This is a genomic window from Sphingomonas sp. AP4-R1 (assembly GCF_013113735.1).
Taxonomy (GTDB): Bacteria; Pseudomonadota; Alphaproteobacteria; order Sphingomonadales; family Sphingomonadaceae; genus Sphingomonas_I.
In genome coordinates this window covers 3,794,235-3,818,733 of record NZ_CP053346.1, presented here as the reverse complement: position 1 = coordinate 3,818,733, position 24,499 = coordinate 3,794,235, and the positions used below count along the sequence as shown (strand labels likewise).

Below are 24,499 nucleotides of genomic sequence, written 5' to 3'. Positions count from 1 at the left end.
TCAGTGCTGCCAACTCTTGTAGGTGAATTCGAGGCTGTATCCGTCGGGATCCAGCACGCTCGCGGCATAGTAGCGGGGGTCGTAGTGGAGCCGGGCGCCAGGCGGCCCCTGATCGGTCGCTCCGGCGGCGATGGCAGCGGCATAGGCCGCATCCACCTCGGCCTGCGAAGCGGCGACGAAGCCGACATGGGCGGCACGGCCCTCGACGATGCCCGGCCGCAGCCAGAAGAAGATGCGGTTGTTCTTGCCGAAGCCTTTCAGGTCGGGATGTCCGGGAGGACCATCCTTTCCATCATAATCGACCCGCTGGGTGATCCCGAGCGGTGTCAGGGCGGCGGTGTAGAAGGCGATCGAGCGATCGAGGTCGCTGACCGACAGGAAGACGTGATCGAGCATGGGCGCTCTCCCGTTCAGATGATGTAGCCGCCGGCGATTTCGATCGACTGCGCATTGACCCAACGGCTGTGATCCGAGAACAGCCCCGCGATCGCGCCACCGACATCGTCCGGCTCGCCGACCCGGCCCAGCGCCGTCTGTCCGGCCAGCATGGCTTCGAACTCGTCGTTGAGACCGCCGCCCAAGTCAGTGCGGATGGCGCCCGGCGCGATCGAATTGGCGCGGATGCGCCGATCGCCGAACTCCTTCGCCATATAGCGGGTCAGCACCTCGAGCCCGCCCTTGAAGCTGGCATAGGGGGCGACACCGGCGGTCGCGACGCGGGTGGTGGCGCTCGCCACGTTCAAGATGTGCCCACCGTCCGCCATGATCGGCAGAAGCGCCTGGGTGAGGAAGAACGGGCCTTTCAGATGCACCGCGAACAGGCCGTCGAACTCGGCTTCCGTCACGGTCGCGATGGGATTGAACAGGCCGTAGCCGGCGTTGTTGACGAGACCGTCGAAGTCTGTGCGACCCCACCGATCCTTCAGCGCGACGCTGACGGCATCGCGGAAGGCCGGGAAGGACGACTTGTCGGCAACGTCCAGCTTGAGGGCAACGGCCTTGCCACCCTGTGCTTCGATCTCGGTCACGACCGCATCGGCTGAAGCTGGATTGCTGTTATAGGTGAGGATGACGCCCATGCCGTCCCTGGCGCAAAGCCGGGCGGCGCTGGCCCCGATGCCTCGGCTTCCGCCGGTGATGATGATGATCTTCATGCGAACCTCCTCGCGTTGCTGTCGCCATCCTGGGTAGGGCAGCGCCGCAGGCGCCGCTCATCGGATCCTCTTCGATCCATGCCTATTCCTGCTTTTGGCTTGGCCGGGTGCCTCGCGCATGAGATGGGCATTGCCATGAACCCAAACCTGATCGAGCTGCGGCGTCTGGCCGCGCACGCCGAGAACCGGCGCACCGACACGGGCATCCCCCGGGTGGCGATGGTGCAGGGCGAGATCCCGGAGCATCAGTTGGCAGCCGTCTATGATCCGATGATCAACCTGATTCTGACGGGATCAAAGACGATGACCGTCGGCGATCGTACGCTGCGCTACGATCCAGCGACCTATTTCGTGATGTCTGTCGATCTGCCCGCCGTGGGATCGGTCCATCCGGCCGAGACCGGCGAGCCCTATCTGGCGGTCAGTCTCACCCTCGAGCCGGCGATCGTTGCCAATCTGCTCGCCGACCTGCCCAAACCTGCCGGGGGCGATCTCTACAGCCCGGGCTTCTCGATCGCGCCCGTGACGGACGAGTTGCTCGATGCCTGGGTGCGGATGCTTCGCCTCATGGAGCGGCCCGCCGACATCGCCGCGCTCGCGCCCGCCTATGAGCGCGAAATCCTCTACCGCGTCCTGCAAGGCCCGCACGGCTGGATGCTGCGGGACATCGCGTCGCCTGGCACCGCACTGTCGCGTGTCGGCGTCGCAATTCAGTGGATCCGGGAGAATTTCACCCGGCCGCTCCGGGTCGAGGCGCTCGCCGCGATGGCGGCATTGAGCGTTTCCGCCTTCCATCGCCACTTCAAGGCGGTGACGGCGTTGAGCCCGCTCCAGTACCAGAAGCGGATCCGGTTACTCCGCGCGCGGTCTCTGCTGATCGCCGGGGAAGGAAACGCTACCTCGGTCGCGTTCGGCGTCGGCTACGAGAGCGCCACGCAGTTCAGTCGGGAATATTCCCGCTTCTTTGGAATGCCTCCTTCCAAGGACGCGCTCCAGCTAGTCCGTGCTAGGCCCTCCGTGCCCGCTTAGGTCTCCGAAGGGCGCAGGTCCGGACACCGAGATGAATGAAGGACTGCTTTCGGGATCGCGCGATTGGACGCTGAACGGCTTGGAGTGGTCGGAAGCTGCCGCGACCGGTACGACCCATGTGTGGACGGCCCTCCGTTGGCAAGTACGAGCATTCGCCTAGCGTTGCTGGTTGGTGCGGCCATGTGTCCGACCTGTTGGTGCGGCGCATAGTGCCGCTGGCCGTAATGCCATTCGCGCGTCTCGGGTCCCGATCAATCCCGCGCACTCGAGGTGCTTGGGTCATAGTGGGTTTTCCCGATCCGGCGGTTCAACCGGCTTGTTGCATTAGCTCCTGATCGCCCTTTCCAACCTCGTCAGGCGCGGTCGCCCGCGCCGTGTTCCTTATGCCACCAGCGGCTCACGATACCGCTCACCGCTGGCCATCATCGCCCAGATCATGCGCGCGTTCTTGTTGGCGAGCGCAACCGCGGCGACCTTGGTCTTGCGGCGGGCGAGCAGCTGAACAAGCCACGGCCGCTTGGCGCCGTTACGTTCGGCAAAGCGCACCACCGCCATGGCGCCGACGATCAGCATCTGGCGCAGGTACTGATGGCCGGCCTTGGTGATGCCGCCGAGCCGCTCCTTGCCGCCGCTGGAATTCTGCCGCGGCACCAGGCCGATCCACGCGGCGAGGTTGCGGCCTGAGCGGAAGATCGCAGGATCGGGAACGGTGGCGACGATGGCGCTGGCGAGCAGCGGCCCCACGCCGGGTATCTCCATCAGCCGACGGCCAAGCTCGGTCTCGCGTGCGCTCGCCAAGATGCGGCGGTCGTTTTCCAGGATCTGCTCTTTCACAATGCGCAGCTGAGCCGCCAGCATCTCCAGGCAAAACCGCGCATCGGACGGCACCCGCTCGTCGGCAGGATCGGCGATCACGTCGAGGAGCTGCTCGATGCCGTTCCTGCCGATCGGCGCCGCAACCCCGAACTCGGCCAGATGCGCCCGCATCGCGTTCGACAGCTGCGTCCGTTGGCGGTTCAGGATCAGGCGGACACGATGGAGCATCATCGCGCTCTGCTGCTCAGGCGACTTGATGCCGACAAAGCGCATCGTCGGCCGGGTCACCGCCTCGCAGATCGCCTCGGCATCGGCTGCATCGTTCTTGCTGCGCTTGACGTACGGCTTCACGTACTGCGCCGGCATGAGTTTCACGTCATGCCCGAGCGCCACCAGCTCGCGTGCCCAGTAATGCGAGGTTGCGCAGGCCTCGATGCCAACCAGGCACGGCGGCAGCTTGGCGAAGAACTTTAGCATGCGGCCACGGGTCAGGCGCTGGCGAACCACCGCAACACCCTCCGCGTCGACCCCGTGCACCTGGAATACGTTCTTCGCGAGATCGAGACCTATCGTCGTGACGTTCCCCATCGTGGCTCTCCCTTCCGGCTCTCCGCAGATCATTCTGCGGGAGGGTTGGAGAGCCGTCCACGTCATCAATCCCCGCCATTCAAGCGGCCTCTCCCACTTCCCGAAACCGGCCGTTCATTCATGTGAGCGAAGGGTTGCATTGGAGAATTACGCCTGCCGCTCGAAATAGCTTGGGTTGGGACATTTCGGCCGGTCGCAGGCGCGCTGCGATCCCCACCCCGCCCGGCCCCTGCTCGGTGGTCAATTATCCAGACGGGACGCGCAAGGTCTGCTATTGCAGCCCGGCCCGCCAGTGCGACAATTGCGACTGTCAGGACGCACCCTGATCGCTCGTTCGCACTGGACCCGGCCCGCGAAACCCGGCACCAAGGCTTCAGCACGAGCGATCGATCAACCCGGGTGGGGCGGGAGGAAAGCGCGGTGAACCAGACATCCGATCGCCGGTGCGCGGCGCGATGAGCGACTTCGTCCTCGATATCGCGCGCGCGGACGACATGCTGCTGCTGCGCATCGCCTGCCGCAATCTGGCGCTGGATCCGGATGCGAGCCTGCAGCCTCGGCGCCTCGTCCGCGTCGATCCCGATCAGCCGGCGATCCTGATCGTCAGCTTCCCGCCGCAGCATGTGGCCGAGCAATGCTTTCAGGACAGTGCCGGGCCGCTCGCCGGCACCCCGACCGATGGCCGCCGCATCGGCGCGCGTCTCTCGGGCGAGAGCCGCCTTGTCTTCCGCCTGCCGCCCGACCAGCCGGGGCTGGACCTCACACTGGCAAGCCTGCTCGACTGGAGCGGCCTCACCCCTTTCCTGTGGCGCGATCTGGCGGACGGCAGCGCGGTGGAGGAGGATCCGGATTTCGGCGTGCAGATGCCCCAGGATTTCCACACCGCGATCGAACTGCCCTATCGCCTGACCCTCTCGCCCGACGTCACCGAACGCTGGGAGCATCGCACCGATGCTTATGCCAGCCCCGGCGGCGCGACCGAATTATGGCATACACGACTCACGTGGCCGGGCGGGCGGACGGCGGCGATGTGGGCGATCTGGTCGCCCGACCATCCCGAGTTCAATCCGCTCCCCAACCCGTTCCCGATGGCGATGACCTCGGACGATCGCTCCCAGATCGTGCAGATTTCGGGGGATCGCAATCTGCTGGATCTCGATCGCTTCCTCTCGATCCAGGACGAGCAGCAGCTGACGCAGGATCAGCTCGGCCGGCTGTATGCGGCGCGCGCCGCGCTCGGTGCGCCGATCTGGGCAAAGAGCTGCATGCTCACCTCGCAAGGGGGGTATCTCGACGCGACGACGACGTTCGATTTCCCGCGGCTCGGCGCCGACCTGATCGGCCGCCTGCTGGGCCATGACATGGACGGGAATCCGGGCGACGACCTGTTCTCGATCGGCGAATGGTCGCACCGCGCCACGCTCGGCCGCGATCATCACGTCCGCATCCTCCATCACGGCATGCTGCTGCCGTTCGGCCACCGCGCCGACAAGGCGGTGATCACCGAGCGGAAGTTCGCGCCCGGCCCGGCGGGCGAGCAGCCCGCTTATCTCGCGCAGCACGAGATCATCATCGTCCACGATCCGGTGCGCACCTATACGCACCACGATCTGCCGTTCACCGAGGTGGCGATCCTTTCGCCAACCTCGCCGCCCCTGGACACGACGTCGTCGGGTCAGCCGCTGACGATCGGCGGCGCGCGCTACCTGATACCGATGGCGGCGATCGACCATGACGGCAACCGCCACCCGTTCGCGATGCCCGCGATCTTCGTGGCGGATGGCGACGATCGCGCGCTCTCGGCGGGGATCGCGGCCTACCAGGACGATCCGACGCTGGGCCGCGTGCCGCTGGGCGGGAGCGCGGTGGCGTTCGCGCCCGGCACGGATACGGGCGGCGCGCGGATCGCCGCCACCGCCTCCGCCGCGCGCGACGCGTTCACCGGCGATCCGGTGTTCACCCGGCTGGAGACGACTGCGCTCAGCCTGTTCCCGCAGGCCGCCGGGCTGATCCCGCCCGTCCTGCCGAAGATGGCGAGTGCATCGGTGAAGCTGCCCGTCGTCGGCGAGCTCAGCGGATCGGTGTCGGGATCGGGGGCGACGATCCGCTATCACAGCGATTTCGCGCTCGGCGGCTTCCAGCGCGCGGCGCAGGAGGTGTTCGCTACCGTCGACCGCTTCGACATCGGCCTGCCGGCGGAAAGCGGCGGCGGCCTGGCCGCGCCAAAGTTCGCGATTACCGGCCTCTCGCGTGCGATCGGCGCGATCTCGAACGTCGATGCGGTGGTCAGCGCCAACATCAACCCCGCCGCCGAGCTGGCGTTGGCCGAAAAGACGATCATTGAGGGGCTGGGCGGCAAGTTGCTGGGCGTAGTCGATCTCGCAGGGATCGTCGCGCCCGCCGAACTGGTCGATCACCTGCCCAAGCTAGACACGCGCGCTGTGGCGGGGGGGCGCGAGCTTTCGTTCCGCTGGACGCCGAAATGCCATGTCGGCAACGATCTGCCCGCGCCTCTCAAGGTGCTGGACGGCAGCGGCGGCGATGCGCCGACGCTGACGATGACCGGATCGATCTTCGTGCCGATCGCGGACGGCGCCGGCTCGCCGCATCAGGCGATCGACGGCACGATCACCAACGTCTCGCTCGTGTTCGCCGACGTGCTGGGCGTCACGTTCAGCGAGATCGGTTTCCATTCGAAGACCGGATCGCGCCTCAAGTTCAACGTGAAGGTGGCGGGCATCATCTTCACCGGCGACCTGTCGTTCGTGCAGGAGCTGACGAAGATCCTTGAATCGATCGGCCTCGGCGATAGCGTGCGGCCGACGATCGCGCTCGGCGGCGACAACGTCAGCGTCGGCATGACGATCACATTGCCCGATGCGACGATGGGCGTGCTGACGCTCTCCAACATCGCGGTCTCCAGTTCGGTGAAGCTCTATTTCGCGGAACGGCCGGCGGAGGTGACGTTCGGCCTCTCCAGCCAGGCCAATCCCTTTCTCGTCGCCTATACGATCTTCGGTGGCGGCGGCTTCTTCGCGCTGACCAGCACCACCAGCGGCGACGTGACGATCGCGGCGGGCTTCCAGTTCGGGGCGATGGCCGAGTTGAACCTCGTCGTGCTGAAGGGCGCGGCGCAAGTGATGGTGGGCTTCAGCTTCGCCAATCCGAACAAGGTGGCGGTGTTTACCGGCTTCGTGCGGATCTTCGGCTCGCTCGAGATCCTCGGCATCGTCACCATCTCGATCGATTTCACGCTGACGCTGACGCTCACCGACGGCGTGGCGAGCGGCACCGCGCGGCTGACGATCATGGTGCGGCTGCTCGTCTTCTCGAAGAGCGTGTCCTTCTCGGTGACGCGCTCGTTCAGTTCGGGCGGCGGGCTCAGCCGATCAATCGCGGGGCCGCAGAGCCGCTTCGTCGACATGATGACGACGGCCGACTGGCAGCTTTACTGCGACGCGTTCGCCTGAAGGAGCAATCGTGGCGACCCAATCCCTCGTCTTGATCTGCTTGCCCAACGGCATCCGCCGCGACAACGGCGTCGCGGCGGCCGCGCGGCTGTCGGTCTATCTGTCGCCGCGCCTGTCGCCGGAGGGGGATGGCACGCTCGCCGGCTTCGATTTCGCGGACTGGCCGGCGGCGCTCGCCCGCGCGCAGTTCACGATCGCGATCGGGGCGAAGACGATTGCGGCGACGCGGGTGGGGGCAGCGGATTCGGATTTCTGGCGCGCTCTGTTCCCCGCCGACATGCTCGTCCGCCCCTATGTGGCCGATGCGGCGAGCCGGATGTTCGCGAGCTATCCGGCGGCGCGGATGCAAGATCATCTGCGCACCGCTTATGGCCGCACCGGCCTTGCCGTCGCGACGGATGCGCCGCCCGACGCGCGCACCTTCGCCGATCGCTTCGGCGAGATGGTAGCGGACGCGGCGCGCGGGCTTTCCGACGACGATGTCGCCGCCCGCGTGCTGGCCCCCGATCCGGCGGTGGCGGCGGACGCATTGCGCTCGCTTTCGGACAGCGCGCGCGGCCGGCGCGGCTTCAGCCGGCTGATGCCGAAGACGGGCGAGCTGATCGGCGATCTCGCCCAGTTCGCGGCCTTCCACCAGAATGCCGCCCAGCCCGCGCGGCGCATCGCCGCCGCCGATGTCGAGGCGGACGAAAGGCTGGATTTCCACCAGCGGCTGACGACGCTCGCCGAATATCCGGCCGCCTTGCGCCGGCTGGGGCTGCTGATCGATCTGGAGGTGCCGCCCACGGCGATCCCGGATTCGGCCTTGTCCGCGCCCGCCTCGCTCCGCATCCAGGTGGCCTTTTCGGCGCCGTTCGCGACGCAGACGGTGATGCTGACGCCGGCGACCGCCTATCACGCCGTCATCGGCCAGACCTTTGTCGCCGCGCCGCACACCTCGTCAGGCGTGACCAGCGAGACGGTCGCCGGCCTGCTCAACCTGCGCGCGCCGACCGCCGACGACGATCCGACGCCGCAGTTTGACATCGTCCAGATCGATATCGAGGATGCCGGCAGCGCCGCGATCAAGGTGCTGCAGGACGAGCAGGCGGCGAACGATCAGGCGCCGCACCCGATCCGCACCAGCGGTCTCTCGATCGTCCGCGCCGATCAGGCTGAGCGGCTGGACGACGCGCTCACCGCCGGCATCACCGCGATGGGCGATCTGGCGGCGGGCAAGGACGTGACCTTCTTCGCCGAGGATCTGGTACGCGGCTACCGGATCGACATCCGCCCGACGAGCAGCGGCCACTGGCGCTCGCTCCACCAGCGCGACGGCGCCTATGCGATCGGCGATGGCGCGGCCGCCTTCTTCACCAGCGACGAGGGCGCGATCCAGCCGGCGATGACGCATCCCGACGCCGCCGCCGGCAACGCGCTCGACGCGGCGGCGACCAACCACGTCTCCGAATCCCTGTTCCTGTGGCAGGGCTGGAGCCTCTCCGCGCCGCGCCCCGGCAACCGCCTCGCCGATCCGACCAGCGCCGCGCCCGAGGGCCTTGCCCCCGCTGACGAGACCGGGCCCGCGCTCACCGCCACCTTCTCCGCCACGCGCGGCACTTTGCCCCGGCTGCGCTTCGGCGAGACCTATCATCTGCGCGCGCGGCTGGTGGATCTCGCCGGCAACGGCCTTTCGACCGACGAGGCCGATGCCGTGCTCGCCAATTTCGAGGCGCTGGGGCTGACGCAAAACGCGCCCTTCATCCCGGCGGACGCGGCGGGCTACACGTTCCGCCGGTTCGAGCCGATCACCTCGCCCGCCATCGCCACGCGCGCGCCGCTGCAGGAGGGCGAGGCGGCCGACCGGATCGTGCTGCGCTCGAACTTCGATGTCGCGCCCGACGCCTATGGCGCGACCTACCCGCAATATGCGCTCTCGCCCGAACGCCACCTGCTGGCGCCTAAAAGCTGGCTGCAAATGGTCGAAACCTGCGGGATGCTGGACGCCACGATCGCCCCCGGCGCGGATCCGGCCAAGAGCTACCAGCTCGCCGCGCGCACCGACGTCGCGCTCCCCGATCAGGCGATCATCGCCGACGCCACGACCAAGACCGCCTATCTCCCCGATCCGCTCGCGGCGGGCGCGGCGCTGCGCGATCTGCCGGGCGCCGACGCGCCGACGCTGATCGACTTCGCCGACAAAAGCGCGTGGCCCGATCTTCCCGGCATCCGCGTCCGCCTGATCGAGGGCGATGCGGCACCCGTGTGGGATGCAGCGTCGCGCACGCTGACCGTCGCGCTCGCCAAGGCCGAGACGCGCACGATCACCCTCTCCTGCTCGCTGGACCAAGCCACGCCCGATCTGCTCGGCCAATATGACTGGATGGCGCAGCAGCTAGAAGCGGCGCTGGAGCAGGAAGGCGTGGCACCGCCCGATCGCGATACCGCGCTGGCCGGCTTCCGCCACCTCGCCATCGCCGGCGGCCACGCGATGCTGACGCCCGCGCGACAGGTGACGCTGGTCCACGCGATCCAGCAGCCGCTGACCCCGCCCGTCATCGCCACGCTCACCGCGACGCGCCTGCCCTACGCGACCGAGGCGTTTCTCACCGCGACCATCCCGGTCCACATGAAAAGCACGGCCGAACTCAGCCTCACCGCGCGCTGGACCGACCGGATCGACGATCCGTTGCCCCAGCCGCCCGAGACGGTCGCGCAGGTGATGCCCCCCTTCGCGGTGCCCGCCGACGGCAACACCCCGCTCGCCCCCGGCACCTTGCCCAATGCCAGCTTCGATTTCGATGCCGACGCGGTGCTCTACGCCGCCGCCGACACCGCCGCGCTGGAGGCGTCGCTGCGCGCGCAGCTCACGGTGATCGACCAGACCTACACCCAGCTCGACACGCTCCTGTCGAACCCGCCCTACACGCCCGCCAATTACGGGCGCGAACTCGCCGCGATCCGCCCCCTGCTCCCCGTCTTCCGCGCCGCCGCCGTGCGCGTGCCCCTGCTCGCCCATTGGCCGGAGGCGATCGCGGCGGCGATGCCGATCCGCCAGGGTGTGATCAACATCCTCGTTCAGACGCTCGGCAATCCGGGCGATCCGCTGATGGTCCTGGGCGCGCGGGTGGCGGATACCACGCAGGGGCTGCAGGCCTTCGCCGATCAGGCGGTCGCCGATCTGGTCGCGCGGCACGGCCGCCAGAACTTCGGCGACACGCGCCACCGCCGCGTCACCTATCAGGCGATCGGCACCACCCGCTTCGCCGGCTTCTTTCCCGAGGCGGTGACGAGCGACGTCAACAATCTCGTCCGCGCGAGCGAGCCGGTGGTGATCGACATTCCCAGCTCCGCCCCGCCCGAGCCCCCGATCGTCAGCTACATCGTCCCCACCTATCGCTGGACGCGCGCAGAACTCCCAGGCGGGCATGAGAATGCGCGCGAGGGCGGGGGCATGCGCGTCTATCTGGAGCGGCCATGGTTCTCGTCGGGCGACGGCGAGATGCTCGCCGTGCTGCTCGGCCCCTCGCCCGACACGCCGGGCTTCGCCGCGATCGAGCCGTTCGTCTCGCGCGCGGGCCGCGATCCGATCTGGGCGTCGTCGGCCCCGCCGCTCACGCTCGACGCCAGCCATTTCCGCGCGTCCGCCGCCACTGCGACGGGCCTGCGCCCGCAGGACGCGCAGGCTCCTAACGGGATGGGCATCGTTGCCTATCCGGTGGCCTTCGACGATCAGGGCCGCTGCTATTGCGACATCGCGCTGGACCTGGGGGCCAGCTACATGCCGTTCGTCCGCCTGTCGCTCGCGCGCTATCAGCCGAGCGCGATCCCCGGCTTCGAACTGTCGACCGCCAACCGCACCGATTTCATCCAGGTCGCTCCCGATCGCGCCATCTCGCTGCACGCATGGGATCAGGGCTATGCGCTCTCCGTCACCGGCACCAGCCACGCCTCGCCCACCAGCCCGAGCGATCCGAACGGCGCGCGCCACGGCACGACGGTGCGCGTGAGCTTCTGGCAACGCCTCCCCGGCACGACCGACGAGGCCGGTTGGGTCCCCGCCGGCCCCGGCTACGGCGCGACATCGAACGATACGCTCTCGGGCGATCTGATCTACAACGGCGTCGTCACGCTTCCGGCCGACCACGTGCCGGGCAGCGTCCGAATCCGCATCGAGGAGGTCGAATCCTTCCTCTCCCAACCCCCGCTTCAATCCCCCGCCAGCACGCAGCAGACCGACCGGGTGGTGTTCGTGGAGACGATCGACCTTTGAGGGGGCGGCGCCCTCACCCCGCATTCATGAGCGAAACGCATAAGCTCAAGCCCGATTGAATGGCTAATGTCCGTGACCCGACAGGCCCAGATCGCCGGCATGAAGAATGTGCCCGTTCCTGTGCGGCGCCTTTCCGGAAACCGGGAGCGAAGACGTGCTGGGAACGATGATGTACGCAAAGGCGATGTCCGCTTCGAGGAGCGCCCCGAGCCCGCAATCCTGAAGCCCACGGATGCGATCATTCATCCGAGAGGGACAGGATGGGCGGGGGCAGCCGTGCGCCCTGCACCTCAATTGCGCGAACCGCCGCGTTCAGTTCCACGACTTCCTCCGGTGACAAGTTCACCTCACGCCTCGATCATAAGCCGCGCGTATGATGCGGATCGGGAAATACGACCAGATCGAATCATGGCCGACGCCGGTCGTTCGTTGACGCGACCGGCAGGACCCAAAAGGCGACATTGGCGACCTGATCGACGCCCTTCGGAAGCGGACGCCCGTTCAGCATGAGCAGATCCTCATTTCCGAGCCGCGCGAGCCAGGCGCTGCCTGCTCATTCGGGCACCGGTATCGCGAAGCCGTTGAGGGTCATCGACACAAAACAATAATGGCCGACGAGATAGATAAGTTCATTCGTGCCGGCCTGGCCGAAGCGTCGGATGGCCTGATCATAAATGGGTGCCGGCAGCACGCCTCCGCGCAGCAAGGCGGCCGCAAGATCATGCGCGGCCGCTTGGTCATCGTTCAGATCGTCAGGACGCTGGCCGGCAACAAGGGCGGACAGCGTTCGATCGCTCATGGCATGCCTGGCCTGCGCGACCCGGCCGTGCGCGTAGATTTCGTAAGCCGCCCCAAAATGCGCGCCTGTCACGAGGATCGCCACCTGGCGCGCATCGTCCGGAATGCGCTTGGCCTTGGTCATCGCCTGCGTCGCGCCCCAGAAAGCGGTGCCCAGTTCGGGATCGTGCAGCCACGCATTCCAGGGGCCAAGCAGCGCTCCATCGTCGCGCGACGTGATGAAGTCCGAATATTTGGCGGCGACGCCCTCCGTCATGGCATCGAACAATGGCTTCTGGTCATTGCGCAGATCGGCAGGGGAAATGGGGGCAAGGCGCATCGCGCATCTCCAGTTTCAAGTAAGAGGGAAAAGACGAGCAGGCCGGATGTGTCCGGTCATCCAGCCCAGCCGCTGAGGAACTCCAGCAGCAAGGCGTTGACCGCCTCCGGCCGCTCCTCGTGCGGAAGATGGCCACAGCGCGCAATCGGCACCGCACGCAGCGTGTCGGCCATTTCCGCCCAGACCTTGGGCATGTCGAACATCTCGCCGACCGCGCCGAAATTCTCGCCCCACAGCGCGAGCGTCGGGCAGGCGATCTTCACGTCGGCATCGGCCAGATCCTGCGCGACATCCTCTGCATTGGCGCGATAATCGGCCATCGCTCCCCGCACGGCCCCGGGCGCGCGGTAGGCGCGCACATAAGTGTCGAACGCCTCGCCGGTGATCGCGGCCGGGTCATAGGTCCAGTCGGAAAAGAACCAGCGCAGCCACGGCTCTTCCTTCCCGGCGATCAACGTTTCGGGAAGATCGGGGATCAGATGGAACAGGAAGAACCAATAGGCCTTGGCGATGCGCGCATCCAAATCGCGCGCGACGATCCGCGTCGGCACATTGTCCATCACGACCAGCCGATCCACCCGGTCAGGAAAATCCTTGGCGAAGCGCGTTGCGACACGCGCGCCGCGATCGTGCCCGACCAGGGCGATCTTCTCGATGCCGAGCGTATCCAGCAGCGCGGCGAGATCCTTCGCCATCGTCCTCTTGTCATAGCCGGCCGCCGGCTTCTCGGTCTCGCCATAGCCGCGCAGGTCCGGCGCGATGATGCGATAAAGCTCCCCCAGCACGGGGATCTGATGTCGCCATGCATAATTGGTTTCGGGAAAGCCATGGAGCAGCACGATGGGAGCACCCGCGCCGGCATCGATATAATTCTGACGGATGCCATTGGCGCGAACGGTGTGGTTGGTCTGGGCGATCATCGGAGCGGCCCTTTCAGCGGTTCAGGGAGTAATTAGCGGGCACCCAGCGATAGGAGCCGACGCCTGCTGCGCGAACATGGCCGATGCCTGGAAACGAGATATGGGCGCCAGCGACCCACCAGCCGTTTCGTGTCGCGAGCGCCAGCGCCTTTTCGCGTGCGGCGATCGCCATCGGCACATTCCAGTCATATTCGATCGCGATCTTCGGATCAGGCAGCTGAACCGGCAACATATGGACGGTATCTCCCCAGAACAGGATCGATTGGCCGCCGTCCTGCAGAAGATAATAGGTATGTCCCGGCGTGTGCCCTGGCGCGGGGATCGGGATTATGCCCGGGAGTAGCGGGGAGTCGCCGACGAACGGCCGGAAACGTCCGGCCGCGACATAGGGCGCGACAACCTTCTGGATCGCCGGGAAGAATGGCTTGAGCAGCGGGCCAACCTTCGACTGGTTGCGGTCGTCCAGCCAGAAATCAGCATCGCGCTTCGACACATGAACGATGGCATTGGCGAAGACGGGCTTGCCGTCCAGCATCAGCCCACCGGCATGATCCTCGTGCAGATGCGTGATGAAGATGTCGTCGACCTGATCGGGGGAATACCCGGCCGCCTTGATCGCGCTGACCAATCCGCCGCCATCCTTGCCGTAGAGATTGCCGGCGCCAGTATCGATCAGCACCAGCTTGTCGCCCATGTTGACGAGAAAGGCATTGATCATGCCCTCGAAGGGCGAAGGGAGGGCCTGGTCGGCCAGCAGCGCATTCACCTGACCAGGCTTGGCACCGATCGCGAATTTCTCGGCCTGGAACGGGTGCGTGCCGTCGAGGAGCGCTGTCACCTCGAATTTGCCGACGTGCATCCGGTAATAGCCCGGCGCCTGCCCGCCGACAGCCGGTGCCGCAGCGGTCGCGGGCGACGGAATTGCGATCGTCGCGGCAGAGCCGGCCACCACGGCGACGATCGCCGCCGCCCCCATCAGCCGGTGGGGAATGCCGCCGCTCACTTCGCCGACGCCTTCGTCACGGTGGCGACCGCATCTTCGATCACCGCCGCGATTTCCTGCGGATGGGACAGGAGGGACATATGGCCCGAACGCAGAACGGTCGTCCTGGCCTTCATCTGCGCGGCCAGATCGCGTTCCATCTGCGGCGAGACTACGCGATCGTCGGCGGAAACCACATACCAGGAGGGCACGGTGCGCCAGGCCGGCACCGTTACCTTGTCACCGAACGTGCTGGCGGCAAGCGGCCCCTGGGTGACGAATAGCGTCCGGGCTTCGGCCTCGGGCAGGTCTGGCGCGATATTGTCGATCATGCCCTGCTCGGTCTGACGCAGGAAACCGTGGCCATCGTCCCATACGGAGCCGAGCGCGGGCGTCTTGGGATAGGCATTGACCAGATCGCCGCCGGACTGGCCCTCCTTGTTGGCGAACGCGGCGACATAGACCAGCGCCTTCACCTTGGGATCGGTCCCCGCCTCGGTGATGACCGTTCCAGCCCAACTGTGACCGACCAGCACGATCGGGCCGTTCACGTCCGCCAGCACGCGCTTCGTGGCGGCGACGTCGTCGGCCAGCGAGGTCAGCGGGTTCTGCACGCCCATCACTCGGATGCCCTGTGCCTGCAGCAGGGGAATGACCTTTTCCCAGCTCGATCCGTCCGCCCAGGCACCATGAACCAGGACAACGGTGACCGCCGTTTTGGACTTGGTTGCAGCAGCGACGGGCACAGGATTCTGCGCCGCGTGGGCACCGGCAATCGGCATCACGACGGCGGCAGCAGCGAGCATCAGGGTGCGAACAGAACGGGACATCGGGAGATCCTTCGGTTGCTGGAACGGTGCCTCTGGTGTGAGACCGAAGCTAACCAAGGCCGGATTTCTGGAACATCCGATAAATCTATCGACGGTTTATTCGATAAAATAGAAAAGACCGCGCGGTTCCACTCGGGTGTTGCGATCAGCATCCCTAGATCCGCTTTGACGTTTGGGTCGTGCAACTCAGGCGCGCCCCTAACGCGCTGCGGCGAGAGGAAACGGCCCGTTTGCACTTTCCCGCTTTCGGATTGCTGCTCTTAAGGAGCCGGCCTTCGGTCGGTCGACAGTTGCGTTCCGCTAGACCCGCTCGCCGCCATTCAAATGCTATTCTCGGCGGCCTAGAAACTGTCGTTCATTCAGATGCTAAATCCGTCGTCAGCGGGGCGTGAGGGCCGACGAGGATAGCGCGCGCGTCATACGCCGAATATGTTACTCAGAAGGCGGACCGGCTGCGACTTGGTGGCCTGAAAAGCGGGCGCGGTGGCTTGCCGGATTGGCGCCGAACTGGCGATGAAACGCACGACGCAGGGCCTGCTCGTCCCCATAGCCTGCCTGGAGCGCGATGTTTTTCAGTGGCAGATCGGTATCCTCTAGCCACCGACAGGCGGCCTCGAGCCGCATTAGTTCGACCGTCTTTGCGGGTGTGCGCCCGACCTTGGCAGCATATGTCCGGGCGAAGGTGCGCGGCGCCATGCAAGCCCGTTCGGCCAGTCGATCGACCGACATGTCGGCAGCGAGATTGGCCGCCATCCAGGCGTGAAGTTCCACGAAGCCGTCATCGCGCGTCTGCGCCGCTAGCGGCACACTGAACTGCGATTGCCCCCCCGCGCGCTTCATGAACACGACCATCTGTCGGGCTGCGTCGATCGCGACGCGCGGACCATAATCCTGTTCGATAAGCGCCAGTGTCAGATCGATGCCCGAGCTGACGCCGGCCGACGTCCACAGATTGCCGTCGCGGACGAAGATGCTGTCCGCGTCCACATCGAGAGCGGGATGCCTGCCTTTGAGCTTCTCGAGCCACGCCCAGTGGGTCGCCACCCGCCGACCATCGAGCTGCCCTGCCGCCGCCAGCAGAAACGCGCCCGTGCAGACCGAGCAGAGCCGTCGCACCGAACTTGCCCGTTGCGCGATGAAGTCGCGCAGCGCCGGTGTAACCTCATATTCCTCGCCGACGCAGCCACCCGGCGCGATCAGCGTATCAATGGGCACATCGGCAAGCGTAGCCGTTGCGACCGTGACGACGGGCAGGCCTGAGCTGGTAACGATCGGGCCGCCTTCGCCGGAGGCCACGATAGTTTCGTACCGCGCGGCACCTCCCGACGGAGCGCTACGGTTCGCCGTGGACAGTGCCTGCAGTGGGCCGGCCAGATCGAGCAGGTTCATCCCGTCATAGGCCAGCAGCACCACGCGAACCGGCCGCTGGGGGATGGTGGCCGCCTGATAGATGACGCCGTCAGTCATGGAAGTTGGGATACTCGAAGTCGAGTGCCACGCCATAGGCGGTCTGCCTGCCATACAAGCGTGTAATTTCGACGAGTACGCGATCCAGCGTGAGTGCGGGTTTGTCCGGTGCGAGGGTCACGGTATGAGAAAGGGACCGGCCGTCCGTGGGATCAGGCAATAGGGTCAATCCACGCAGGGTCGCGACAGGGGTCGCACTGGCCGCCACCGCATAAGCCTGCGCCCGGCCTGTTCGCGTATAAGCATCGGCCGCGAGCGCAAGCGCAACTTCATCTACGCCGGTGCCGACCGTGACGCCGATCGACTGAGGCCGATGGAACCAGCCGTTCAGATATTGGGTAGTGGCGAAGGCGGACAGGTTGCGGCCAAGCGTCGGCGTGAATTGGTGGCTGTCGTGGACGGATCCCCAGTCAGGTGCGCCGACCTCGGCTGCGACCGTAACGGCGCGCGCGTTGCCGGCGATTGCCTCGACGAGCGCCAGCGAAGTCGGGATGGCCGCGCTGATCCCAGCGCTAGAGACGATCTTGCCATCTGCTACGTAACGTCGATCGTCGGTCCAAGCGACCCGAGGATAGGTCTTGCGACGATAGCCCGCCGTCGCCCAATGCGCCGTCGCGCGATGGCCATCCAGCACGCCACTGTTGGCCAGCACGAGTGCGCCATCGCAGATGCTGACGAGCGTGCCGCCCTTCGCCGCTTGTTGCCTGATCCAGCCCAGCAAGGCGGGATCGTCGCGCTGCACGACGGCGGGCACGATGACGTAATCAGCTCCTTCCGGAAATCGCGTATCGAACCCTGCAATCGTGTCCTGGGGCTGGACCCGAAGCGCGGGGCGCATAGTCATCGGACCGGAGCGGGTCGCGATGGCAATGACCTCGCCGACGGCGGCCTGCTGAAGGATGCCGTACGGAATGACGTAATCGGTCAACTCGGTACCGCTGTTTACGCCGACGATGGCGATCACCGGGCGTATCCGCCCGAAGCGCGCGTGGTAGGGCTCGACACGCTCAAGCGGTGACGGAGCCATACGATTGGCGGACCGCTGCGGCGAAGCCGCCGAGGACAGCCCAGTAGCGCCGGATCCGCAACCCATGACGAGGCCGACGGCGGCCGCGAGAGCGAAGCGACAATAGATATTTGGAAGAAAGAACATGAGGTGCACCTAGATGAGGAGTATGTCTCCTGATCGGCCGGACCGCGCCTAGCACCTAGGCCGACTTTGCGTCATTTCCTGCCAAGCGTTCGCTAAGACCCACGATCCGACATTCAGGCCGCCATAGACGCTTCCCAAAATCTGCCATTCGTTCATTTGGTCGAACGGCTGCCTTCTGCGATTTTGATAGCACCGGCAGAGCGACGAGAATTGCGACTTAATCCGCCCGGACGAGCGCCACGTCGTCAATCTCGGCATCGCCACCGCCTGCGATTTCCGCCGACAGAACGAACGTGCGCCCACCCACATAGACCAAAAGGGCAATATATGCTGCCACAGACACCATCGATATGACAGCGCGACCGATGGCCTCCGGCAGAGCCCGCGTGGCTCACTCCATCAAATCAGTATACCAAAAAAGCGCGCGGGCATGACCTCATCCGATGACCTGCTGCGCGACGGACTTAATTACAGCATCTTCGGCGATACGGCTCCAACCCAGCCGGAAGTCGGTCACGTCCCTCAGTTCGAAAGCAGGCTTGCGCGGAGCCGTTATCGCGAAAAAATCTGCGCGTGAGACGTCTTCGAGGTAGAAGGCTGGGCGGGCATCCGGTGCGCTTGGTCGCACCTCGATGTGATTCATCTCCAGATTTCTCACGTGGCGCACGAAAAACCCATGCGCCGGCATGGGACCAAACCGCTCGGGATCCGGATACATGGTTTCGAGCTCAGGCACCCGGATCTGCGTTGCCCTCGCGCCTCCCCGATGGTCCAGGAAGATGTTCGACATGTGCAGATCCTCGATCGCATGGCCGGGGATACCGCTGATGAGCGCGCACAGCTCGGACTCCGAATTGTGAGAAACGAGATTGTTGATTGAGACGCGGCGCAACGCTCCCACCTGCGCGCCAGCCGGCCCTCGCATCCGCGCGCCAAGCCGGATGAAGATCGGACAATTCGAAATGTCTCGCATGGTGACGTTCGAAATGGCGACATCCTCCAGCAAGGCGCCATCCACAGTCTCCAATGCAAGGCCGCCGCAGCCTTCGAACACGCAGTTCGAGATTGCGATATTTTTGAAGCCACCGTTGGATTCCGTGCCCAGCTTGATGCGTCCGGTGCGGAAGGAATAAGACGGATCCAGGTTGCGCTTGAACGAGCCGTCGAGCATCGTTCCCAGCTCCCAGCATCCGGATACGTAGCAGTTGGTAATGGTCACGTTCTCGGTAGCCCGGGCATAACCCAGCGCGAATGACGATTTAGGACAGATGCCGTCGTCCCAAGGCGAGTTCACGAAGCAGTTCGAAACGCGAACGTTGCGGCAGCAGTCGATATCCATGCCGTCGCGATCGGTATCGATGGTAAGATTATCAATTGTCAGATTGTCGACGCCCGTGAGCAGCAGACCAAAATGGCCACCCTTCAGGATCGAAAAATCGGAAAACGCGACGTTCCGACAATTCTTGAGCGCAATGGCCTTGTTGCCGACACCCGGCTGGGCTGCCGTAAAGCGGTTGCCCATGGACTTAACATCCCCTCGACCGTGGCTCAGGCCCCGCCCCCAGATAAGACCCGGTCCTGTGATCGATAGATCCTGAAGTCCCTCGCCCCAGAAGAGCGAGTTGCGCCAATGATTGTGGCCATAATCTTGAAACGGTTCGATCGCGGGATCCTGCGGTTCGGCAAGATCATAGCGCCCGCCCATATAGCCGTTGGTTTCACCGGGCTTAGGGGAGTCGGCGGCAATGATCCGGCAGCCCTGTGAGAGATGGATGTTCACATGGCTGCGCAGGCGAATCGTGAAGCACAGATAGTCGCCTGCGGGAATAAAAACTGTGCCGCCCCCGGCATCCGCACAGGCATCTATCGCCTGATTGATGGCGGGCGTATCGACCGCCTTTCCGTCTCCTCGGGCGCCATAATCTCGCACATTATAAAAGATGGGAGATTTGCCGGAATGCCCGGGCCGTGGATCGGCGGCTGCCGCCGCAGACGCGCCTGCCATCAAGAGCCCAGAGCCTGATAGAGCCAGCATGCTGCGCCGCCTGAGCATGGGATCCAAGACACCTCTCCTCGGTCATCTGCCGTCATTATGTATCAGGTGCCGATGACGGTTGCGGCCCGACCCCGTTTTACCCAAGCGCGAGCCAGAATCTACCGAACGGGCTCCAGCCGGTGCACATTCTTATCCGACACGAAACCGCTATGCAGCTGGCGCCTTTCGAGTTCGTCTTCGTCCCAAGAGATTCCGAGGCCCGGCTCTTTACTCGCCACTGCATGACCATCGTCGATCACCATGCCGCGCGTTTTGATGTCATCGAGTTGCGGAATATATTCCACCCACGGCGCGTTGGGGACGGCCGCGCACAATCCGACATGCAGTTCCATCAGGAAGTGCGGACAAACGACCACGTTGAAGCATTCGGCCATGTGGGCGACTTTCAGCCACGGAGTGATCCCGCCGATCCGCCCGACGTCTACCTGTACGATCGAACAGCCTCCGCGCTGAAGATACTCTCAAAAATGGCTGACGAATGGGGGCGGAGCTTGGCATATCGCTAACACGGGTCACCGGTTTCGCGGCCGCATGCCGCGCGAGATAATCTTCCCCTGGCTGCTGATCAAACCCGGCCGGGACAGGTCGTTGAAATAGCCGGCATGGCTCGTCGAGTTTTGCAGACCTTAGCTTGACTCAATTCCGGCCGTTCATGCCAACTCAGGCAATCCCCGAAACCTGCCGTCCGTTCATGCGAGTGGCCTGGCCGTTTCGGCGCATCGAGCCAATAGCTCGAACGGCTTGGATTGGGACTTTGCAGTCGGTCCGGTCGTGAGCGTGTGTGGCAGAAGCCGGCCAATCACCCAGCGAGAACTCTGCGCATCAATCGCGCGAAATGGGTAGCCCCATGAGAAGTGGACCGTAGGCGGTGAGCCTACGAAACACGAACTCCGTGAAGAGACGCACGCGAGCCGTTTTGCGTGTCTCGCCTTGGGTAAGAAGCCACAGCGTCCCATACATGTGCAGATCGGTGCCGGGCACTCTGGCCAGCATCGGGTCGGCATCTCCGATGAAACACGGCAGCGCACCGATTCCGAGCCCTTGCCGTATGGCAACGATCTGCGCTACGGCGTCTGTGGTCCTGAAGGGAATGGCCGTGGTCCGCACATCCCCTTCGGCCGCCCAATCCGGAATGCCATGCATGCTGATGACGATCCACCGCATGGGATCCGGCGCCCCAGCGCGCCACGCATCAAGGCGATCTCGGGACATGTAGATGCCGCCGAACAGGTCCGGTCCCTTCATGCCATGAAGGTTGAGCGGCAGGGTCTTGCGATCATAGACGACGCGGATCGCTACGTCGGCCTCCCGGTTCGTCAGGTTGGCCAGTTCGCCCGACGTCAGGATGTCCATTTCGATGTCGGGATGCAGCCGCGCAAAATCGGCGAAGTCCGGCATGAGCAGATGTGTCGCGAGGATTGGCGTCAGCGTGACCCGCAGCAGACCGCGCACGCTCTGGTCGCGGCCGAGCACACGGGTCTCCAACTGGTGGGACGATACTTCCATCTGTTTCGCGAGTTCGAGAACTTCCTCGCCAGCTTCCGTCAAACGATAGCCCGACGGTAACTTTTCGAACATCTGCGCAGCGAGATGCTCTTCGAGTTGGGCGATGCGGCGCAGGACGGTCGCATGATTCACTCCGAGCCGCTTGGCGGCAGCCCGCACGGATCCTTCGCGCGCGGCCGCCAGGAAATAGCGAACGTCATCCCAGTCGGTCATGGTGCAATCCCGCGCCGTCAGCAGTGCTCGTCCCTTGCTCGGTATAGCGAGCCCTCCTCCTATATGCACCTAACGCCGCAGTTCTCGAAGGCCACGTCGGATCGATTTCGCACCACGGATGTGCATGTTTCCGCACTCGCCGCCCGACATCGCTGGTCCCATCTTCGAGCTCGACCGAGCCGCTCCGCACGAACCGAATATCCGCAAACAGCGAAACGAAAGATCCACGAAATGACCAGATTGAATGGAAAGACTGCCGTCATCACGGGCGGTGCGACCGGCATCGGCCTTGCCGCAGCGAAGCGCTTCATTGAGGAAGGCGCCACCGTCTTCATCTACGGCCGACGGCAGGAGGCCCTCGACGCGGCCATAGCCGATCTCGGGTCGAATGCCCGCGCGGTAAAGGGCTCGGTTTCCGACGAAGCAGATCTCGACCGCCTCTACGCGGCGGTAAAGGCAGAGCGCGGGCGCCTCGACATCGTCTTCGCCAACGCGGGCACAGGAAGCCCGCTCCCGCTCGGTCAGATCACCGCCAACCATATCGACGAGACTTTTGATACCAATGTGAAGGGCACCATCTTCACGGTCCAGAAGGCCTTGCCGCTGATGGGCGAAGGCGGCTCGATCATCCTCACCGGATCGAGTGCGGGCACGACCGGCGCGCCGGGCTTCACCGCCTACAGCGCGAGCAAGGCCGCCGTGCGCAATCTTGCGAGGACCTGGGCGGAAGACCTGAAGGGCACCGGCATCCGGGTCAACGTGCTGTCGCCCGGCGCGACCGCGACCGAACTCGCGAAAGAGGCGCTCGGCGAGGAGGGGCAGAAGGCTTACGGCGCGGTGACCCCACTCCAGCGCATGGCCGATCCGTCGGAGATCGGTGCGGTGGCCGCTTTTCTCGCGTCGTCGGACAGCAGCTTCATGACAGCCAGCGAAGTCGCCGTCGATGGCGGCCTGGCACAGCTCTGACATCCGGCGCGGCCCCCGCGCCTGACCCAAACATCTCGAAGGATCGAACGCTATGAAAAAGCTTCAAGGCAAAGTCGCCGTCATCACCGGTGGCAGCAGCGGAATCGGCTTGGCCACGGCCAAACGCTTCGTAGAAGAAGGCGCGCACGTCGTGATCACCGGACGCCGTGAGATGGAATTGCGGGAAGCCGCTGTCGCCATCGGCGAAAACGTCACCACGGTCACGGGAGACGTGTCGCGCCTAGACGATCTGGACCGGCTCTATGCTGTCGTCAAAGAGAAGCACGGCCACGTCGATATCCTCTTCGCGAATGCAGGCGCGGGAACGGTCGCGCCGCTCGAGGCCGCGTCCGAAGCACATTTCGACCGGACCTTCGATGTGAACGTGAAGGGGCTATTCTTCACCGTTCAGAAGGCGCTCCCGCTCTTTAAAGACGGCGGCTCGATCATCCTGACCTCGTCGGTCTCCAACATCATGGGACTACCCGCCTTCAGCGCTTATGCCGCGAGCAAGGCTGCGGTGCGGAGCTTCGCGCGCGCCTGGACGCTGGAATTGAAGGATCGCAACATCCGCGTGAATTCCATGAGCCCCGGCCCCATCGATACCCCGGCTCTCGCGACGACGACGGGCCTTACCCTACAGCAGGCTGAGCAAGCGGCAGCCCAGTTTTCCTCACAGATCCCCATGGGTCGCCGGGGGGAGCCGGAGGAGATTGCGGCCGCCGTCACATTCCTCGCGTCCGACGAGAGTTCGTTCATCACGGGCATCGATCTCGCCGTTGACGGTGGGATGGCCCAGGTCTGACCCAACATCATGCAGGATCGGAGAGACTCATGAGCACCGAGCACGCCATTCCGATCGTGAAGGACTTCTTCGCCGCGATCGGTCGCGGCGACGAGGATAGCCTGATGGCGCTGGTGGCCGAGGACATCGAGTGGATCATACCCGGCGACGGTTGGCCGCTGGCAGGCACGCATCGCGGGCATGTGGGCGTGGCGGAAGCGCTTCGCAAGGCGTCCCAGGAAGTCGAGACGACCTATCCGAAGCCGCCGGAATTCATCGCGCAGGGCGAGCGCGTGATCGTCGTCGGTGTCGCGACGGGGAAGATCAAGGCCACGGGCAGATCGTTCGAGGATGAGTAGGTGTTCGACATCACTGTGCGGAACGGCAAAGTGGCACGCATTCAGGAATATATCGACACGCAGGCGTTGGCGCGCGCCTCGCGGGCAGACATCCAATCGTAAGGAGGGTCCAATGGACGACCAATCCAAGATCGCAGAGTTGATCCGCTTCGCACGCGTCGGAACGGGCTCGACAGTTATCGACGTCTATCCGGGCGGCGGCGACTGGACCCGCCGCTTTTCGGACATCATCGGGCCAGATGGGCGCGTTTACAGCTTCGTGCCGGCCGAAGTTGCCCACTTCGAAAGCGATCCGTTCGGGAAAATGCAGGCGCTGTCGAAAGAGCCGGGCCGCGAGAATGTCGAGGCCGTTTCGGCGGACCTTGTCGCGATGCCCGACGTGACGCAGTCCGCCGACATCCTGTGGCTACACCTCTTCTATCACGACCTGCACACCAAGCTGATCCAGGCGAAGGGTGCGACAGCGGCCGCTTTCAATCGCGCCGTCTTCGAGAGGCTCAAGTCCGGGGCACTTATATCATCGTTGACCACGCTGCGACGGATGGAGCGGGAACGAACGACACACAATCACTTCATCGGATCGACCCTGCCGCCGTTCGCGAGGAGGTAGAGGCAGCCGGCTTTGTCCTCGACGCCGAAACGGCGATCCTTGCGAACGATGCCGACGCGCACTCGCTCAAGGTGTTCGATCCTTCTATCAAGGGCAACACAGACCGCTTCGCCCTCCGGTTCGTGAAGCCCTGACGGGCTTGGCCGCGGCAACAACGATCCATGTGTGGACGCTTAGCGATCGTTTGCCGCGCCGTGCCCGACGAAAGATCATTTTCCAGTCCAGGC

At 65.0% G+C, this 24,499-nt stretch carries 19 protein-coding genes; 7 read left to right on the top strand and 12 right to left on the bottom strand.

Translation table 11 applies throughout. The annotated features are described in order from the left end of the window. The gene (locus HL653_RS17400; RefSeq protein WP_171745632.1) at nucleotides 1-396 is read right to left on the bottom strand and encodes a VOC family protein; all 396 of its coding nucleotides are present in this window, start codon (nucleotides 394-396) and stop codon (nucleotides 1-3) included. Between the two features lie 14 nt (nucleotides 397-410). Next, a complete protein-coding gene (locus tag HL653_RS17395) occupies nucleotides 411-1,154 on the bottom strand; it encodes an SDR family NAD(P)-dependent oxidoreductase (protein ID WP_171745631.1) in 744 nt (247 codons plus the stop codon). 135 nt (nucleotides 1,155-1,289) lie between these two features. On the opposite strand from HL653_RS17395, the gene HL653_RS17390 reads away from it, so the two are divergent. Further along, the gene (locus tag HL653_RS17390; RefSeq protein WP_171745630.1) at nucleotides 1,290-2,183 is read left to right on the top strand and encodes an AraC family transcriptional regulator; all 894 of its coding nucleotides are present in this window, start codon (nucleotides 1,290-1,292) and stop codon (nucleotides 2,181-2,183) included. A gap of 381 nt (nucleotides 2,184-2,564) precedes the next feature. Here the strand turns inward: HL653_RS17390 and HL653_RS17385 are convergent, their stop codons facing one another. Continuing rightward, nucleotides 2,565-3,587 (bottom strand): IS110 family transposase, encoded by a 1,023-nt coding sequence (locus tag HL653_RS17385; protein WP_171745610.1) that lies wholly within the window; start codon nucleotides 3,585-3,587, stop codon nucleotides 2,565-2,567. Nucleotides 3,588-4,042: 455 nt separating this feature from the next. Here HL653_RS17385 and HL653_RS17380 point away from each other — a divergent pair, with 455 nt between their 5' ends. Both HL653_RS17380 and HL653_RS17375 read left to right on the top strand, forming a co-directional pair. Beyond that, the gene (locus HL653_RS17380) at nucleotides 4,043-7,057 is read left to right on the top strand and encodes a hypothetical protein (RefSeq protein WP_171745629.1); all 3,015 of its coding nucleotides are present in this window, start codon (nucleotides 4,043-4,045) and stop codon (nucleotides 7,055-7,057) included. 10 nt (nucleotides 7,058-7,067) lie between these two features. Beyond that, nucleotides 7,068-11,309, top strand: a complete 4,242-nt coding sequence (locus HL653_RS17375) for a hypothetical protein (protein ID WP_171745628.1) — start codon at nucleotides 7,068-7,070, stop codon at nucleotides 11,307-11,309. A gap of 553 nt (nucleotides 11,310-11,862) precedes the next feature. Here HL653_RS17375 and HL653_RS17370 read toward each other — a convergent pair. The 9 genes from HL653_RS17370 to HL653_RS17330 form a co-directional block, all read right to left on the bottom strand. Then, nucleotides 11,863-12,426: a carboxymuconolactone decarboxylase family protein gene (locus HL653_RS17370; protein WP_171745627.1), complete on the bottom strand. Its 564-nt coding sequence runs from the start codon at nucleotides 12,424-12,426 to the stop codon at nucleotides 11,863-11,865. A 56-nt stretch (nucleotides 12,427-12,482) separates the two neighbouring features. Beyond that, nucleotides 12,483-13,346 (bottom strand): alpha/beta fold hydrolase, encoded by an 864-nt coding sequence (locus tag HL653_RS17365; RefSeq protein ID WP_171745626.1) that lies wholly within the window; start codon nucleotides 13,344-13,346, stop codon nucleotides 12,483-12,485. A gap of 13 nt (nucleotides 13,347-13,359) precedes the next feature. Next, the gene (locus HL653_RS17360) at nucleotides 13,360-14,349 is read right to left on the bottom strand and encodes an MBL fold metallo-hydrolase (protein WP_253717000.1); all 990 of its coding nucleotides are present in this window, start codon (nucleotides 14,347-14,349) and stop codon (nucleotides 13,360-13,362) included. Beyond that, nucleotides 14,346-15,158: an alpha/beta fold hydrolase gene (locus HL653_RS17355; RefSeq protein ID WP_216599893.1), complete on the bottom strand. Its 813-nt coding sequence runs from the start codon at nucleotides 15,156-15,158 to the stop codon at nucleotides 14,346-14,348. Before HL653_RS17355 ends, HL653_RS17360 begins: the two co-directional genes overlap by 4 nt. Before the next feature lie 432 nt (nucleotides 15,159-15,590). Continuing rightward, the gene (locus HL653_RS17350) at nucleotides 15,591-16,661 is read right to left on the bottom strand and encodes a GlxA family transcriptional regulator (protein WP_253716999.1); all 1,071 of its coding nucleotides are present in this window, start codon (nucleotides 16,659-16,661) and stop codon (nucleotides 15,591-15,593) included. Beyond that, nucleotides 16,618-17,589, bottom strand: coding sequence for a DJ-1/PfpI family protein (locus HL653_RS17345; RefSeq protein WP_253716998.1), 972 nt, complete (start codon nucleotides 17,587-17,589; stop codon nucleotides 16,618-16,620). The genes HL653_RS17350 and HL653_RS17345 overlap by 44 nt, the downstream gene beginning before the upstream one ends. Before the next feature lie 625 nt (nucleotides 17,590-18,214). After that, nucleotides 18,215-19,831 (bottom strand): glycoside hydrolase family 28 protein, encoded by a 1,617-nt coding sequence (locus HL653_RS17340; RefSeq protein WP_253718127.1) that lies wholly within the window; start codon nucleotides 19,829-19,831, stop codon nucleotides 18,215-18,217. 101 nt (nucleotides 19,832-19,932) lie between these two features. Beyond that, nucleotides 19,933-20,235 carry an enolase C-terminal domain-like protein gene (locus tag HL653_RS17335; RefSeq protein ID WP_301337974.1) on the bottom strand — a complete coding sequence of 101 codons (303 nt, stop codon included), beginning with the start codon at nucleotides 20,233-20,235 and terminating at the stop codon, nucleotides 19,933-19,935. Between the two features lie 421 nt (nucleotides 20,236-20,656). After that, a complete protein-coding gene (locus tag HL653_RS17330) occupies nucleotides 20,657-21,553 on the bottom strand; it encodes a LysR family transcriptional regulator (protein ID WP_171745624.1) in 897 nt (298 codons plus the stop codon). A 231-nt stretch (nucleotides 21,554-21,784) separates the two neighbouring features. Here HL653_RS17330 and HL653_RS17325 point away from each other — a divergent pair, with 231 nt between their 5' ends. From HL653_RS17325 to HL653_RS17310, 4 genes are all read left to right on the top strand, one after another. Then, complete coding sequence (locus HL653_RS17325; protein ID WP_171745623.1) at nucleotides 21,785-22,519, top strand: SDR family NAD(P)-dependent oxidoreductase; 735 nt, start codon at nucleotides 21,785-21,787, stop codon at nucleotides 22,517-22,519. A gap of 52 nt (nucleotides 22,520-22,571) precedes the next feature. Beyond that, complete coding sequence (locus HL653_RS17320; protein ID WP_171745622.1) at nucleotides 22,572-23,324, top strand: SDR family NAD(P)-dependent oxidoreductase; 753 nt, start codon at nucleotides 22,572-22,574, stop codon at nucleotides 23,322-23,324. Nucleotides 23,325-23,353: 29 nt separating this feature from the next. Then, a complete protein-coding gene (locus HL653_RS17315) occupies nucleotides 23,354-23,662 on the top strand; it encodes a nuclear transport factor 2 family protein (RefSeq protein ID WP_253716997.1) in 309 nt (102 codons plus the stop codon). 112 nt (nucleotides 23,663-23,774) lie between these two features. Continuing rightward, entirely contained in the window at nucleotides 23,775-24,272 is a 498-nt protein-coding gene (locus tag HL653_RS17310; protein ID WP_253716996.1) for a class I SAM-dependent methyltransferase, read from the top strand. Nucleotides 24,273-24,499: the final 227 nt, after the last annotated feature.

What these genes read in the sequence shown, in the direction of transcription:
- HL653_RS17390 (WP_171745630.1), top strand. Translation starts at nt 1,290, where the DNA reads ATGAACCCAAACCTGATCGAGCTGCGGCGTCTGGCCGCGCACGCCGAG.
- HL653_RS17325 (WP_171745623.1), top strand. Translation starts at nt 21,785, where the DNA reads ATGACCAGATTGAATGGAAAGACTGCCGTCATCACGGGCGGTGCGACC.
- HL653_RS17395 (WP_171745631.1), bottom strand. Translation starts at nt 1,154, where the DNA reads ATGAAGATCATCATCATCACCGGCGGAAGCCGAGGCATCGGGGCCAGC.
- HL653_RS17315 (WP_253716997.1), top strand. Translation starts at nt 23,354, where the DNA reads ATGAGCACCGAGCACGCCATTCCGATCGTGAAGGACTTCTTCGCCGCG.
- HL653_RS17400 (WP_171745632.1), bottom strand. Translation starts at nt 396, where the DNA reads ATGCTCGATCACGTCTTCCTGTCGGTCAGCGACCTCGATCGCTCGATC.
- HL653_RS17350 (WP_253716999.1), bottom strand. Translation starts at nt 16,661, where the DNA reads ATGGCGTGGCACTCGACTTCGAGTATCCCAACTTCCATGACTGACGGC.
- HL653_RS17380 (WP_171745629.1), top strand. Translation starts at nt 4,043, where the DNA reads ATGAGCGACTTCGTCCTCGATATCGCGCGCGCGGACGACATGCTGCTG.
- HL653_RS17310 (WP_253716996.1), top strand. Translation starts at nt 23,775, where the DNA reads ATGGACGACCAATCCAAGATCGCAGAGTTGATCCGCTTCGCACGCGTC.
- HL653_RS17370 (WP_171745627.1), bottom strand. Translation starts at nt 12,426, where the DNA reads ATGCGCCTTGCCCCCATTTCCCCTGCCGATCTGCGCAATGACCAGAAG.
- HL653_RS17340 (WP_253718127.1), bottom strand. Translation starts at nt 19,831, where the DNA reads ATGCTCAGGCGGCGCAGCATGCTGGCTCTATCAGGCTCTGGGCTCTTG.
- HL653_RS17385 (WP_171745610.1), bottom strand. Translation starts at nt 3,587, where the DNA reads ATGGGGAACGTCACGACGATAGGTCTCGATCTCGCGAAGAACGTATTC.
- HL653_RS17355 (WP_216599893.1), bottom strand. Translation starts at nt 15,158, where the DNA reads ATGTCCCGTTCTGTTCGCACCCTGATGCTCGCTGCTGCCGCCGTCGTG.
- HL653_RS17320 (WP_171745622.1), top strand. Translation starts at nt 22,572, where the DNA reads ATGAAAAAGCTTCAAGGCAAAGTCGCCGTCATCACCGGTGGCAGCAGC.
- HL653_RS17365 (WP_171745626.1), bottom strand. Translation starts at nt 13,346, where the DNA reads ATGATCGCCCAGACCAACCACACCGTTCGCGCCAATGGCATCCGTCAG.
- HL653_RS17330 (WP_171745624.1), bottom strand. Translation starts at nt 21,553, where the DNA reads ATGACCGACTGGGATGACGTTCGCTATTTCCTGGCGGCCGCGCGCGAA.